Annotated in this window: 15 protein-coding genes; 6 read left to right on the top strand and 9 right to left on the bottom strand. The window is 64.9% G+C overall.

Translation table 11 applies throughout. The annotated features are described in order from the left end of the window. Positions 1 to 88 precede the first annotated feature (88 nt). Together AC3AYF_RS06180 and abc-f are read right to left on the bottom strand one after the other, a co-directional pair. Entirely contained in the window at positions 89 to 319 is a 231-nt protein-coding gene (locus tag AC3AYF_RS06180) for a ChaB family protein (RefSeq protein WP_149436091.1), read from the bottom strand. Between the two features lie 66 nt (positions 320 to 385). After that, positions 386 to 2,314, bottom strand: coding sequence for a ribosomal protection-like ABC-F family protein (abc-f, locus tag AC3AYF_RS06175; RefSeq protein WP_295037679.1), 1,929 nt, complete (start codon positions 2,312 to 2,314; stop codon positions 386 to 388). Between the two features lie 67 nt (positions 2,315 to 2,381). Here abc-f and AC3AYF_RS06170 point away from each other — a divergent pair, with 67 nt between their 5' ends. Next, positions 2,382 to 2,894, top strand: coding sequence for a TIGR02444 family protein (locus AC3AYF_RS06170; protein WP_295037681.1), 513 nt, complete (start codon positions 2,382 to 2,384; stop codon positions 2,892 to 2,894). An 86-nt stretch (positions 2,895 to 2,980) separates the two neighbouring features. Next, positions 2,981 to 3,730: a BamJ family beta-barrel-assembly machinery protein gene (bamJ, locus tag AC3AYF_RS06165; RefSeq protein WP_295037683.1), complete on the top strand. Its 750-nt coding sequence runs from the start codon at positions 2,981 to 2,983 to the stop codon at positions 3,728 to 3,730. A gap of 61 nt (positions 3,731 to 3,791) precedes the next feature. Here the strand turns inward: bamJ and AC3AYF_RS06160 are convergent, their stop codons facing one another. Further along, positions 3,792 to 4,328: a hypothetical protein gene (locus tag AC3AYF_RS06160; protein ID WP_295037684.1), complete on the bottom strand. Its 537-nt coding sequence runs from the start codon at positions 4,326 to 4,328 to the stop codon at positions 3,792 to 3,794. A 90-nt stretch (positions 4,329 to 4,418) separates the two neighbouring features. Between AC3AYF_RS06160 and AC3AYF_RS06155 the strand changes: the two genes are divergently transcribed. Next, on the top strand, positions 4,419 to 5,339 hold the full coding sequence (locus tag AC3AYF_RS06155) for an AEC family transporter (RefSeq protein ID WP_487779517.1): 921 nt from the start codon (positions 4,419 to 4,421) through the stop codon (positions 5,337 to 5,339). Positions 5,340 to 5,520: 181 nt separating this feature from the next. On the opposite strand, the gene AC3AYF_RS06150 is transcribed toward AC3AYF_RS06155, so the two are convergent. Beyond that, positions 5,521 to 6,456: a LysR family transcriptional regulator gene (locus AC3AYF_RS06150; protein ID WP_295037687.1), complete on the bottom strand. Its 936-nt coding sequence runs from the start codon at positions 6,454 to 6,456 to the stop codon at positions 5,521 to 5,523. 93 nt (positions 6,457 to 6,549) lie between these two features. Between AC3AYF_RS06150 and AC3AYF_RS06145 the strand changes: the two genes are divergently transcribed. Beyond that, positions 6,550 to 7,458: a DMT family transporter gene (locus AC3AYF_RS06145; protein ID WP_295037689.1), complete on the top strand. Its 909-nt coding sequence runs from the start codon at positions 6,550 to 6,552 to the stop codon at positions 7,456 to 7,458. Positions 7,459 to 7,485: 27 nt separating this feature from the next. Here AC3AYF_RS06145 and trmB read toward each other — a convergent pair whose 3' ends face one another. From trmB to AC3AYF_RS06125, 4 genes are all read right to left on the bottom strand, one after another. Further along, the gene (gene trmB, locus AC3AYF_RS06140) at positions 7,486 to 8,211 is read right to left on the bottom strand and encodes a tRNA (guanosine(46)-N7)-methyltransferase TrmB (protein WP_295037691.1); all 726 of its coding nucleotides are present in this window, start codon (positions 8,209 to 8,211) and stop codon (positions 7,486 to 7,488) included. A 76-nt stretch (positions 8,212 to 8,287) separates the two neighbouring features. After that, positions 8,288 to 9,085, bottom strand: coding sequence for a thiazole synthase (locus AC3AYF_RS06135; RefSeq protein ID WP_295037693.1), 798 nt, complete (start codon positions 9,083 to 9,085; stop codon positions 8,288 to 8,290). Positions 9,086 to 9,117: 32 nt separating this feature from the next. Next, positions 9,118 to 9,318 (bottom strand): sulfur carrier protein ThiS, encoded by a 201-nt coding sequence (gene thiS / locus AC3AYF_RS06130; protein ID WP_295037695.1) that lies wholly within the window; start codon positions 9,316 to 9,318, stop codon positions 9,118 to 9,120. Between the two features lie 87 nt (positions 9,319 to 9,405). Further along, positions 9,406 to 10,884, bottom strand: a complete 1,479-nt coding sequence (locus tag AC3AYF_RS06125; RefSeq protein ID WP_295037697.1) for an alanine/glycine:cation symporter family protein — start codon at positions 10,882 to 10,884, stop codon at positions 9,406 to 9,408. 142 nt (positions 10,885 to 11,026) lie between these two features. On the opposite strand from AC3AYF_RS06125, the gene AC3AYF_RS06120 reads away from it, so the two are divergent. After that, a complete protein-coding gene (locus AC3AYF_RS06120; RefSeq protein ID WP_295037699.1) occupies positions 11,027 to 11,419 on the top strand; it encodes a DUF423 domain-containing protein in 393 nt (130 codons plus the stop codon). A 121-nt stretch (positions 11,420 to 11,540) separates the two neighbouring features. On the opposite strand, the gene AC3AYF_RS06115 is transcribed toward AC3AYF_RS06120, so the two are convergent. Continuing rightward, positions 11,541 to 12,464 carry a LysR substrate-binding domain-containing protein gene (locus AC3AYF_RS06115; RefSeq protein ID WP_295037700.1) on the bottom strand — a complete coding sequence of 308 codons (924 nt, stop codon included), beginning with the start codon at positions 12,462 to 12,464 and terminating at the stop codon, positions 11,541 to 11,543. A 146-nt stretch (positions 12,465 to 12,610) separates the two neighbouring features. Here AC3AYF_RS06115 and AC3AYF_RS06110 point away from each other — a divergent pair, with 146 nt between their 5' ends. Beyond that, entirely contained in the window at positions 12,611 to 13,786 is a 1,176-nt protein-coding gene (locus AC3AYF_RS06110) for an MFS transporter (protein WP_295037702.1), read from the top strand. Positions 13,787 to 13,901 lie beyond the last annotated feature (115 nt).

Genomic DNA, 13,901 nt, shown 5'->3' with positions numbered 1-13,901 from the left:
TAGCTCTTAGCTCTTAGCTCTTAGCTCTTAGCTCTTAGCTCTTAGCTCTTAGCTCGTAGCTCGTAGCTCGTAGCTCGTAGCTCGTAGCTCAAGCCTTCGGATGCCAGTTGCCGTCGTCGCCCTTCGCGTATTTCGCTTCGACGGCCTTCCAGGCCACGGCGTGGGCGACCTCTTCGCGCGAACTGTCGCCGCGTCGATCCTCGGGGTTCTTGTACTCTTCCCAGGCGTCGTTGAACGCCTCCTTGTAGATCGTGCGGGCGTGTGGCGGCAGCACCTTGCGCGCGCTGTCGGGGATATCGTCACGGGAATCGTAAGGCATGGACTCTCTCCTTGAGTACGACGTTCCGTCTCAGTGTAGACGCTCGGGAGAGGCGTCAAGACCGGCTCAGGACTCCGCCTGCATCAGCTCCGCCTCCAGCGCTTCCAGCGCCTCTTCCGCCGCCATCCACTCGCTCTCGAGTTGTTCCACTTCGGCCTGACGCTCGCCCTGTTCCCGCACCAGCCGTGTCAGTTCGTCCTTGCGCCCGGCGTCATAGATGTCCGGATCCGCCAGTTGAGCCTCGATCGCGGAAAGCGCACCCTGGGCCCTGTCGAGCTTCTTTTCCGCCGCATCGCGCTGCCTGCGCAGCGGTTTCATCTGCTCGCGGCGTTCTGCGGCCGCCCGTCGCACCGCCTTGCGATCACCGCCGTCCGCCGCGCCTTTCTCCTGGCGCGCCTCCTGCTTCAGGTCGCGCCGGCGCTCCGTCTCGCGGGACTTCAGCCACTGATGATAGTCGTCGAGATCGCCGTCGAAGGGCTCGACCCGCCCGTCGTCCACACGCCAGAAGGTGTCGACGCTGGCCCGCAGCAGATGGCGATCGTGGGAGACGATGATCACCGCGCCCTCGTACTCCGCCAGCGCCTCGGCCAACGCCTCGCGCATGTCCAGGTCGAGATGGTTGGTGGGCTCGTCCAGCAGCAGCAGGTTGGGCTTTTCCCACGCCACCAGCGCCAGTGCCAGCCGCGCCTTCTCGCCACCGGAGAAGCGCGAGACGTCACCAAAGACGTCGTCGCCGCGGAAGCCGAAACCGCCCAGGAAGTTGCGGATCGAGAGATCGCCGGCCGTCGGCGAGAGTCGCTGCACGTGCATGAACGGCGTGGCGGTCACATCCAGATGCTCGAGCTGATGCTGGGCGTAATAGCCGACCACCAGGTTGTCCCCTGGAACGCGCGTGCCAGCGAGCGGCGGCAGGTCGCCGATCAGGGTCTTGATCAGCGTCGACTTGCCCGCGCCATTGGGCCCCAGCAAGCCGATGCGCTCGCCGGGCAGGATCGACACTTTCACTTCCTCGAGAATCGTACGGTCGGCATAGCCCAGCGCTGCCCGATCCAACGACAGCAGCGGCGTGGAGGTCTTGTCCGCGCAGGGCAGCCGAAAGCGAAACGGGGAGTCGGCGCGGGCGGCGGCGATGTTTTCCATCCGCTCGAGCATTTTCAGGCGGCTCTGGGCCTGGCGCGCCTTGGTCGCCTTGGCCCGGAAGCGCTCGACGAAGCTCTCGATCTCGGCGCGTCGGGCCTGCTGCTTCTCGAACGCCGCCTGCTGCTGCGCCAGCCGCTCGGCACGGGCGCGCTCGAAGGCGCTGTAATGGCCGCGGTAGAGCATCAGTTGCGCCTGGTCGATATGCAGGATGTGGTCACAGACCGCGTCGAGAAAATCGCGATCGTGGGAGATCAGCATCAGCGTGCCGGGGTAACGCGTCAGCCACTGCTCGAGCCATAGCAGCGCATCCAGGTCCAGGTGGTTGGTCGGCTCGTCCAGCAGCAGGATCTCGGAGGGGGTGAACAGCGTCCGGGCCAGGCCGACGCGCATCCGCCAGCCACCGGAGAACGCCGCCAGCGGGCGATAGAGATCCTCCTGCGCGAATCCCAGGCCGGCCAGCAGCTGCTCGGCCCGGGACCGGGCGGTATAGCCGTCGAGGGCCTCGATCTGACCATGCAGCGACGCCTCGCGCTGCACGTCGCCGCTGGCCTGGGCCTCGGCCAGTGCCGCTTCCGTCTCGCGCAGGGTCACGTCGCCGTCGAGCACGAACTCCACCAGCGGCCGCTCGATGGCCGAGACCTCCTGAGCCATGTGGGCGATGCGCTTGCCACCGGCAATCTCGACGCTGCCGGCATCCGCGCCCAGCTCCCCCCGGATCAGCGCGAACAGGCTCGATTTGCCGGCACCGTTGGCACCGACGATGCCGACCTTCTGGCCCTCGTGCAGCACCAGGTCGGCGCCCTCGAACAGCCGTCGGGTGCCGCGTTGCAGGGCGAGTTGGCGAAATGCGATCATGCCGGGCTCCAGGGCGCGTCGAATGGGCGCTCATTCTACCAGCCATCCGCCATCGGTATGGAGTGCCATGCCCGCCGACGATCTATCCGGTTCGCTCTGGACCTACGCCCTGAACCGCTACGCCCGCCCCGGCGTCGAAGCCGAATGCCTGAGGCTCCAGGATGATCATGGCTGGGATATCTGCGAACTGCTGTGGGTCGCCTGGCTGAGCGAACGCCATCTGCGCCCCGATCCCGAGGCCGGCCAGGCCCTGGCCGCGGCGAGGCGCTGGCAACAGGAAATGACCGTGCCGCTGCGCAGTCGCCGCCGGGCGCTGAAAGCCGAGGTGTCGCGCCACCCCCGACTGGAGCCGCTGCGCCAGACTCTCAAGCAGGCGGAACTGCAGGCCGAGCGTGAAATGCTGGCGCGGCTGGCCGCCTTGCCAGCCCTCGAGGCCATGACGGCTGCGGCCATCGAACAGGCGCTGGACAGTTGTCGGATGCTGCGCGAGGTGCCCTCCGAGGATTACCCGCCGTTACGTCGTCTGCTGGCGCGCTGGATAATCGATGCCCCGGATGCGGAACCAAAATCCACCTGTTAGAGTCACATCACGACCACCCACCGGTGTTTGAGGCTTCTTTCGCACACTGGCCAGCATCGGTTTCAATCCTGACCCAAGGAGTTTGCATGAAACGTTTGGTAACCGCCGTCGCCCTCGGCAGCATCATGACGCTGCCGCTAACGGCTCTCGCCCAGGACAAGGTCGATCTCGACAGCGATCAGGCGAAACTCAGCTACAGCATCGGCGCCACACTCGGTCAGGGCCTGTCCAAGGACATCAAGGATCTCGACGTCGACGCGTTCGCGGCGGCGATCAAGGATGTCTATGGCGACGACGATCTGCAGATGAGCCAGGACGAGATCAGCACCACGCTGACCCAGTATCAGCAGAAGAAAGTGGCCGAACAGAAGGCCGAGCAGAAGAAAGTCGCCGACGAGAACCGCAAGAAGAGCGAAGCCTTCCTCGCGGAAAACGCCAAGAAGGATGGCGTCAAGACCACCGATTCCGGCCTGCAGTACAAGGTTCTCGAGTCCGGTGACGGCGAATCCCCGAGCGCCGACGATACCGTCCGCGTCAACTACGAGGGCACCCTGCCGGACGGTACCGTGTTCGACAGCTCCTACAAGCGCGGCGAGCCGATCTCGTTCAAGGTCGACCAGGTCATTCCGGGCTGGCAGGAAGCGCTGACGATGATGCACGTCGGCGATACCTGGGAAATCACAGTTCCCTCCGACCTGGCGTACGGCCCGGCCGGCACCGGCGGCCCCATCGGCCCCAACCAGGCCCTGCAGTTCAAGGTCGAACTGCTCGCGATCAATCCTGACGATGCCGCCGACGACGGCAGCAGCGACGACGGTGACAACGACGACAGCTAGACGCTGTACCGCGTACCGCACGTCCTCCCCGACGCCGGCCCTTCCAGGCCGGCGTCGATGTTTACAGGCAGCGCTTGTCTTTACGCCCCATCGTCCCGCTGCCCAGGTCATGGCTGTCGAAATCGAACCAGCTCCCTTTCAGGCCGTGGTCACTGAGCACGACCACCTGGGCCCGCCAGGCGTCCACATGCGCGCTGCACAGCCCCAGGTTCCCCTCTCCGACGAACAGCCCATTCCCCTGCGACTGCAGCGCGAGACGACGTGAATGCACGTTCATGTCGCGGCCAATGAACTGGACCGTCACCGACTGCGGCGAGCGGCCCTGGACACGGGCCTCGAACGTCAGCGTGCCGGCCTCGTCATGCGCCTCCTGCAGCGCGAACGCCACCGACGAGTCGATCCCCAGGTTGGCGTGGCACCCGCCCTCCAGCAATACGCAGCCCTGTGCCGGCGGATACCAGGTCACGTCGCGGGTCGACTCCCGCAGATAGTAGTAATCGAGTAGATACCAGAGCGCGATGACGATCGTCATCAGGGTGACCCCGATCAGCAGATTGAGCATGCGGGGTCGGGTGGTTTCCTCTTCGTAGGCAGCCATGGACTTTCAGAGACTCCAAGCGTTGGGCATTAGTCGATAGACTGGCCATCACCGGCGCTACATCACCGAAGCGCTCGACAAGGATGACACATGAGCGACATCGCGAACGCCCTGGGCCCGCTATTTCTGTTGATTTTACTCGGTGCGGGGCTGGGTTGGGCACGTTTTCCGGGCGGCGATTTCTGGCCACGGCTCGAGCGCTTCATCTACTACCTGCTGTTCCCTGCGATGCTGGTGGCGACACTGGCCACCGCCGACGTCAGCCAGGTCCCGGTCATCCGGCTCGGGGTGACGCTGGTCGGCACCATGACGATGATGGGTCTGGGACTGTGGCTGATGCGGCATCGCCTCCAGCTGGCGCCGGCCGCCTTCACTTCCGCCTTCCAGGGCGTGGTGCGCTTCAATACCTATGTCGGCGTCGCCGGTGCCACGGCCCTGCACGGTGCGGCCGGCACCACGGTAGCGGCCGTCGCCGTCGCGCTGATGGTCCCCACGGCCAACATCCTCTGCGTGCTGGCGTTCATCGCCTCCGGCACGCTGGGTAGCGCCAGTCTGCGCCAGAGCGCCCTGGCGCTGCTGCGCAATCCGTTGATTCTCGCCTGCCTGCTGGGCGTCGCCTTGAATCTTGGCGACGTCGGCCTGCCCGGCTGGAGCTTCGAGGCCATCAGCCTGCTCGGCAACGCCGCGCTGCCGCTGGGGCTGGTGGCAGTGGGGGTTGCCCTGCGGCCTCAGGCGCTCTGGCACAGCGGCAAGGCATTCTGGCTATCGAGTGGACTCAAGCTGATCGTGACGCCATTGATCGTGGTGGCGTTGGCCTGGGCCGTCGGTCTGCATGGCGCGGATCGCGACGTGGCACTGCTGTTCGCCGCGCTGCCGACCGCCACCTCCGCCTACAGTCTGGCCCGTCAGCTGGGCGGCGACGCCGAGCTGATGGCCGCCGTGATCACCGGTCAGACGCTACTGGCGATGGCGACCCTGCCGTTGCTGCTGCACGCCTTCGGTGTGAGTTGACGAGTGCAAATAAAAAAGATTCTCGTTACGCTTGCAATCACAAATGAGAATGATTAACCTTTCTCTCGTGGCGTCGCCAAACGCCACTGACCACAGCAGCGAATGTCAGGTTCCTGCCATGGTTATCTCCTCATCAAGCTAGTCACGGTCCTTAGTGCCGCCCCGCCAGGGGCGGCTTTTTTCATGCCCGCGGCCGCTGTCCGGTATCGCGTCCACTCAAGGCGTCCCGCTGCCAGGGCCCGCGACCGTGCAATCGCTCCCGGAGCAACTGGGCCAGAGCCTCGACGGCGGGTTGCGACGCGGCATCGATCGCCTGGGCGAAGTGCAGTCGGGCGACACATCGCCGGATCGGCGGCAGACCGTCGCTCTCGTCCAGGGCCCGCATCGCCGTGGTGACCCGTTCGCGATCGAGCACACCGATCGCCATGCCGGTCTCGATGGCCTTCTCCACCGCGTGGATGCTGGTGCTGGTGAAGACGGTTCGCCACGGTCGCTGGATCGCGTCGAGCCCCTCGATCGCCAGATGACGATAGGGACACTGCTCGGGATGGACCGCCAGCGGTACCACCGCCTCCCGGTGAATGGCGCCCTGAATCGGCGCCGCCCACACCGGCGTGGGGTGCCATAGCGTTTCGCCCCCCTCCAGCCCCGTGGCATGGTCGAGCACGATGGCCAGGTCGAGCTGACGCTTCCTGAGTGCCCGCGCCAGGCGGCCGCTGGTATCGGTGTTGACGTCCAGCAGGATGCCCGGATAGCGCGCCATGAACTGGGGCAGGGTGTCGTCGAGCAGCTCGCGGGCATAGTCCTCGGGGATGCCCAGTCGGACGCGGCCACTCAGGCGCTCGCCGCTGAACCGGCTGATCAGGGTGTCGTGGACGCGCAGCAGCTCGCGGGCTTCGCGCAACAGCACCTCGCCACTCGGGGTCAGCGATACCCCTCTCGAACCACGCTCGAGCAGCCGCACGTCCAGCTCGGTCTCCAACCGCTTCATCTGCATGCTGATGGCGCTGAGCGTGCGGTGGCGGATCTCCGCCGTGGCCGCCAGCGACCCCGTCTGGGCAACCACCTGGAATGTGCGCAGCAGTTCGAGATCGAGCGTGGAGCTGACTTCAATCATATTGAACACCAATCGATTTTTATTCGATTCATTGAATCCGCAAGCGCGCGCAGACTCAAGCCGCATCGTCCCGAGACAAGAGGAGGAGTTGGCATGCGCAACGCGACGCTGAACGCAGCCCTGATGACCGGCTTCGTGCTCTGCTGGAGCTCCGGCTTCATCGGCAGCCGCCTGGCGGATGAGGCACCGATGTCAGCGATGGACCTGTTTGCCTGGCGCTTCCTGCTCGCGGCCTCGATCGCCGCGCTATGGTGGTCGCTGAGCCGCCGACGCGCGGCGACACTCTCCGGCTGGCTGCGCGAGATGGGAGTCGGCGCGCTCACCATGGGTGGCTATCTGCTTGGCGTGATGCTGGCCGTCGGCCTGGGCGTCAGCGCCGGGGCCACCGCCTTGATCACCGCCCAGCAGCCGCTGCTGGCAGCCGCCATCGCCACCCTCTGGCTGCGCGAGCAGCTTCCGCCGGTGGCCTGGGCAGGTCTCGGTGTCGCGGCGACCGGCGTCGCCTTGTGCATCGCAGGAGATTGGCAGGGTGCCGGCAGCGCGATCGGCTGGGCCTACGTGCTGCCGCTGCTGTCGGTGGTCAGCGTGACCCTCGGCAGCGTACTCGCCTCCCGGCGTCCGTCGGGCCTCGGCATGCCGGCCACGTTGACGGCGCAGCTCAGCGCGGCGAGCCTGGTCTTTCTGGTCGCGGCGCTGGGCGACGGCCAGCTCGAGCGCCCGGGCAGTGAGTTGATGACCTGGCAGACACTGGGTTGGCTGATCGCGCTGTCGAGCTTCGGCGGCTACGGCTTCTTCACCGTCTGCCTGCGTCGTGTCGGCATCAACGCGGTCTCCAGCGCCATCTACCTGACGCCGCCGGTCACGCTGTTGTGGAGCGCGTGGATGTTCGGCGAGAGCGTTGACACGCTCCAGCTCGGCGGGATGGCCCTGGCGCTGCTGGGCGTGGCGATCGTGCTGGTCGCCAACTACCGCTTGCGGCACTTCGATGGCTGTGCGCATTGAGCGTTGCCGGAGGGACCACCGGCGCGATCAATCTCGGCGATAGATGAGGTCCCAGACGCCATGCCCCAGGCGCTCGCCGCGGCTTTCGAACTTGGTCAGCGGACGGAAGGCGGGACGCTCGACGAAGGGCGCCATTTCGGCCGGTGCGGTGTTGACGAACCCCGGCGCCTCGGCCATGACCTCTGCCATGAACTCGGCGTAGGCCTGCCAGTCGGTCGCCATGTGCAGCTTGCCGCCCGGCTCGAGACGGGAACGCACCAGCTCGACGAACGGCAGCTGCACGATCCGCCGCTTGTGATGCTTCTTCTTGGGCCACGGATCGGGGAAAAAGAGCTGTAGCGTATCGATGCTCGCCTCCGGCAGGCAGTCCGCCAGTACGGCCAGCGCATCCTCGCGATAGACCCGCAGGTTGGTGAGCCCGCGCTTGTCCGCCTCGTCTAGCAGCTTGCCCACGCCGGGCGCGTGGACCTCGATGCCGATGAAGTCGGTCTCGGGATGGCTTTCCGCCTGCTCGACCAGGGACTTGCCCATGCCGAAACCGATCTCCACCACGCAGGGGGCCTGGCGGCCGAACAGTTGCTCGAGATCCTGGCGGCCATCGGCCACCGTCAGCCCCCATCTGGGCCAGACCTCCTTCAGGCCGCGCTCCTGCGCCGCCGTCATGCGGCCGGCCCGCAGCACGTAGCTCTTGATGCCTCGGCGCGCGGGCGTATCGGTGACGGATTCGTTGTCAGGCGTCGTCTTGTCAGTCATGCAGAGGAATCAACAGGCAAAAGAGAGGGAAATGGCCGCCGGCAAAAGGCGGCCCCATGGGCGTCGATGGCAAGGCTCAGCCGTTGATACGCCCGGCGAACGGCGAAGAGGGGCTGGCGCTCTGGCGGCGTGGCATGCGCTCGGCGAGGAACGCCTCGCGTCCGGCTTCGACCGCCTTGCGCATGGCATTGGCCATCATCACCGGATGCCTGGCGTGGGCGATGGCGGAGTTCATCAGTACGCCATCGCAGCCCATCTCCATCGCCAGCGCCGCATCGGACGCCGTACCGATGCCCGCATCGACCAGTACCGGCACCTCGGCGTGCTCGAGGATGATCGCCAGCGTCGCCGGATTGAGCAGGCCGTTGCCGGAACCGATCAGCGATCCCAGCGGCATCACCGCGCAGCAGCCACGTTTTTCCAGCTCCTTGGCCACGATGGGATCGTCGCTGGTATAGACCATGACGTCGAAACCGTCGTTGACCAGCGTCTCGGCGGCCGCCAGCGTCTCGACCACATTGGGATAGAGCGTCTTGTCGTCACCCAGGACCTCGAGCTTGACCAGGTTGTGGCCATCGAGCAGTTCGCGGGCGAGCCTGCAGGTCCGCACGGCGTCCTTGGCGGTATAGCAGCCGGCGGTATTGGGCAGCAGCGTGTAGCGTGACGGTGAAATGGCGTCGAGCAGATTGGGCTCGTCCGGATTCTGGCCCAGATTGGTCCGGCGAACCGCGAACGTCACCACATCGGCAGCGCTGGCCTCGATCGCCGCGGCGGTCTCTTCGAAGTCGCGATACTTGCCGGTGCCGACCAGCAGGCGAGAGGCAAAGCGACGTCCGGCGACGGTCAACGGGGCGTCCTGAATCGGCTGGGACATGGATGGCTCCTGGTCGTGAATCAGGCGGCGATTCAGCCGCCACCGATGGCGTGCACGATCTCCACGCTGTCGCCGTCGTTCAGGCGTGTCTGCGCGTGCAGGCTGCGTGGCACGATCTCCTCGTTGACCTCGATGGCGATGCGCCGCCCCGACAGGCCGAGCGAGTCGACCAGTTGAGCCAGCGTCGGCTCGCCATCGAACTGACTGGGCTCACCGTTGAGCTGAATCTGCATGACGGCTCTCCCTGAAGCGGATCTCGAGGAGGCGCATTGTAGCGCCTCCAGGAGAATCAGGCATCCCGGTCAAGCCTCGCGCGGAACTTAGACGGTGCTCTCGCGCGCCGGCCAGACATCGGCATCGACCTGCTCGGGCCGCTTCAGCACGCCCTTGGGGTCGAAGGTCGGCTCGCGCACGCCATCCTTGCGCTGGCGCTCGTAATCCTTGAGCACGCGCAGGGCGACGGGGCACAACAGCAGAATGGCAACGAGGTTGGTGGTGGCCATCAGCCCCATGGCGAGATCGGCGAAGTCCCACACGAACTGCAGTTGCGCCACGGAACCGATCATCACCATCGCCAGCACCGCGACGCGCAATACCGATACCGCCGCCTTGGCATGGCGCTTGAACAGGTACTCGATATTGATCTGCGAGTAGGAGAAATTGGCGATGATCGAGGTGAACGCGAACAGGAAGATCGCAATCGCGATGAAGATCTCGCCGAAGCTGCCGAGGTGGTCGACCATCGCATCCTGGGTCAACTGGATGCCGACGATATCCTGCCCCGGAGACGTACTCATCAGGCGTTCGTAGACGCCGGAAAGCAGGATCACCACCGCGGTGCAGCTGCAGATGACCAGGGTATCGATGAACACGCCGAAGGACTGCACCAGCCCCTGCGCCGCCGGGTGCTTGACGTCGGCCTGGGCGGCGGCGTTGGGCGCCGAGCCCATGCCCGCCTCGTTGGAGAACAGGCCGCGCTTGATGCCGTTTTCCATCGCGATCTTGATGGTGTAGCCCACCGCACCGCCGACGGCGGGGCCGTAGCCGAAGGCGCTCTTGACGATCAGCTCCAGCATCGCGGGCACTTCGCTGATATTCACCACCAGTACGTACAGCGCCACCAGGAAGTAACCGATGGCCATGATCGGCACGATCTTCTCGGCGGTGCGCGCCACGGACTTGAGTCCACCGTAGATGACCAGCCCGGTGATGATCACCAGTATGACACCGGTCACCCAGTTGGGAATCGAGAACGCCTGGGACAGGCCCTGTGCGATGGTATTGGACTGCGCGCCGTTGAACGCGAGCCCGTAGGCGATCAGCAGGAAGACCGCGAACAGCACGCTCATCCAGCGCTGTCCCAGCGCCCGCTCGATGTAGTAGGCGGGGCCGCCGCGGAAGACGCCATCCTCGTTGCGCTTCTTGTAGGTCTGGGCCAGGGTCGACTCGATGAACGAGGTGGCGAAGCCGACCAGCGCCGTCATCCACATCCAGAAGATCGCCCCGGGGCCACCGACCCACAGCGCAATCGCCACGCCTGCCAGGTTCCCGGTACCGACCCTGGCCGCCAGCGATGTCGCGAAGGCCTGAAAGCCGCTGACGCCCGTCCCCGAACCGCGACTGTTGAACGTGACCCGCGCCATGTGACCGAACAGCCGGAACTGCATGAAGCGCGTGAGCACGGTGAACAGGAGCCCGGCGCCCAGCAGCAGGTACAGGAGAATATAGGTCCAGACAAAATCGCTGACCGGGGTCATGACCGCATAGACCGCGTCGTGAAGCGTGTTGATGAAATCCATCTCGGAAATCCTTATGGGTAACGATGACGTCGCAAACGCTGGCAGGCGGCTGCCGAGCCGGTTTTTTACGCGCTAGACTAGCGGGCGTCAATTCCGCGGCTGACGCCCTCCAGAAGCATAGCCGCCATCGAGGAGTCGCAACATGCACCAAAAGTGGCCCTGGTTTTTTGCCGCCCTGAGTGGGTTTCTGATCGTGGCGGCCGGTGCCTTCGGCGCTCACGCGCTGGCGAACACGCTGACGCCGCGCGATCTCGAGGTCTTCCACACCGCCGTGCGCTACCAGGCGTGGCACACGCTGGCGGTCATGGCCGTGCTCGGCTGGCAGGGGAAACAGGCCCTGCGCGGACAGCGTCTGGCCGTCGGGCTGTGGTTCGCGGGGATGGTGCTGTTCAGCGGTTCGCTCTACCTGCTGGTGCTCGGCGGAATGCGAGTGCTGGGGGTCGTCACGCCCTTCGGCGGTCTGCTGCTGATGGCGGGGTGGCTGGTGCTGGCGTGGAGCGCCTGGCGTCAGCGGCCGGTCACGGGCCAGGCGTGACCGCGGTCGAGTCAACGGAGATCAATCGTCGCGATCCGGCAGCACGTAGGTCGCGGTGACGAGCGCTACGGGCTCGTTGTCGCCGAGACGAGGAAAACAGGAATGCACAAGGTGTCGCCGATCAAGACGACAGCGTGGGCATCGATGTTTTCCCTGTCAGCGCAGGGAGAGCGAATTGCCGCCCGATCCAGTCGGCGACACGGTGGCAGGCCTCCGAATGCGCGGACTGCTCATTGAATACCACCTCATAGATGGCGCCGGTGGCATAGTGTGTTCCCAGCGGCGCGAACAGGCGGCCCGACGTCAACAGGCCATTGACCAACGGGGTGCGCCCCATAGCCACGGCATAACCTTGTGCCGCCGCTTCCAACGTCAGGGTGGAATCAGCCAGTCGCTCGGTCCACGCGGAAAGTGCGACCGGCTCATCCCGAGTGCGCTGCCAAAGGGACCACTCTTCATAATGAGCATCGTTGATCAGACGCCGCATCTTCCCCAGCGCCGACGGCTGCGTTCGCAGCCGCTCGTCCAGCGATGGGGCGCAGACCGGAAAGGCATACTCCGGCAACGTCAGCATGGCCTGCACGCCGGAGCGGCCATCGGCGCGATAGCGAATCGCCATATCGATACCGTCGCGGCATAGGTCCAGCGTCCGATTGGTCGTAACCAAGCGCAGTTCGATCTCCGGCAGCGCCTGCTCGAAGGCCGTGATAGCTGGCACCAGCCATAGCGTGGCAAGCACTGGTGGCAGCGTCAGCACGACATGGTGGGTTAGCGGCTCGGCGACGAATTCCGTCGTTGCCTGATCGATGTGTTGAAACGGCTCGCGCAGCCGGCTCACATAGCGCAAGGCCAGTGGCGTAAGTTCGATGCCGCGTCCTTTGCGTTCCAGCAATGTCCTCCCCAGACGTCGCTCCAGATCCTTGAGCAGGTGACTGACGGCTGATTCCGAACGGCCGATGTGTCTTGCGGCAGCGCGGATGCTGCCACGATCGGCCACGGTGACCAAGACGTGCAGGGCATGGTAGGGAAGCGTGCTTCGCGTCATTCCGATACCTGAAAAAGTTGCAGGTTTTTCCAGCGTATTACGCGATCGTCGCTGCTGCAGCTAGAAATTACGATCTCAACAAATTCCAACAACCGCGAGCCCCCGTGAAAACTTGCGATAATCACATCTCCGGAAGAGCACGTCTCTTGCTAGTCTTTACTCCCTTCATGCTGGCCTACCTGATCTCGGAGCTCTATCGCAACGTCAATGGCGTGATCGCGCCGGCGCTGCGCCAGAATCTCAATATCGGCCCCGAGCAGTTGGGACTTCTCTCCAGCGTCTTCCTGTTGGCATTGGCGCTGGTGCAGATCCCGGTAGGCTTGCTGCTGGATCGCTTTGGCTCGCGCCGAACCGTCGCTTCCTTCATGGTCGTGGCGGCACTAGGCGCCTGGCTGTTCACCTTCCCAGACTACCAGGCCGCCCTGGCCGGGAGATTGCTGATGGGGGTGGGTTTGGGCGCCTGCTGGGCAGGCGCGTATCGGGCCAACGTGTTGTGGTGGCCCGCCGAGCGGCTGGCCCTGGCGAACGGTGCGCTGTTGGGCCTGTCGGGATTGGGTGCGCTACTGGCCACCCTGCCCACTGAGGCGCTGCTTCGGATGCTCGATTGGCAAACGCTCTTCCACACGCTGGCGGCCGTTACGCTGCTACTGGCCTTATTGATCTGGGCAGTGGTGCCCACGCATCCCGCCGAGCGCAGGGCCGGTGACGCTTCCTTGGACGGACTAATGGCGGTGATACGCCACCCTCTGTTCATGCGACTCTGGCCGATGACATTGCTGTGCGAAGGTAGTTGGCTGGCCTGGCAAGGGCTCTGGGCGGGCGGCTGGATGCGCGAGGTCGTCGGATTGAGCGACAGGATCACTGCCCTCTACCTACTGGGATTGGCGACAGCCATCGTGGTAGGCCAGCTGTTACTCAGTGCAATCACCGACCGCTTGCTCCAGCGTGGCGTGCCGTTGATTCGACCGATGAGAATCATGTCGATCGGTTTCGTCGCAGTGCAGGGCATGATCGTCTGGCTACCGTTGCCTGGCATCAATCTGCTGTGGATCGCATTCGGGCTGCTCACCGTCGGCCCTATCCTCACCTACGCCTGGCTCGCTGCCGAATTACCGTCACATCTCTCCGGACGGCTGATCAGCCTGCTCAATATGGCCGCAACCTTGGGAGGATTTATGCTCCAGTACGCCGTGGGTTGGATGATAGAGCTCTGGCCACCAACGAACGGGCACTATCCGGACGCCGCTTGGCGCTGGACCTTTTCGCTGATGATCACACTTCAAATACTCGCCGTGGGGCGCCTATGGCGTCTACCACGTTGATTTCTCCAAAGATTGGGCATAAGAATAGGCAGGCGTGTTCGCCGTAACCGAAGGACCCTCGATCAATCGTCGCGATCCGGCAGCACGTAGGTCGCGGTGACGAGCGCTACGGGCT

The organism is Salinicola sp. (assembly GCF_982684285.1).
Note: the sequence above shows the minus strand (reverse complement) of the source record. Positions and strands in the feature narration are given on the sequence as shown.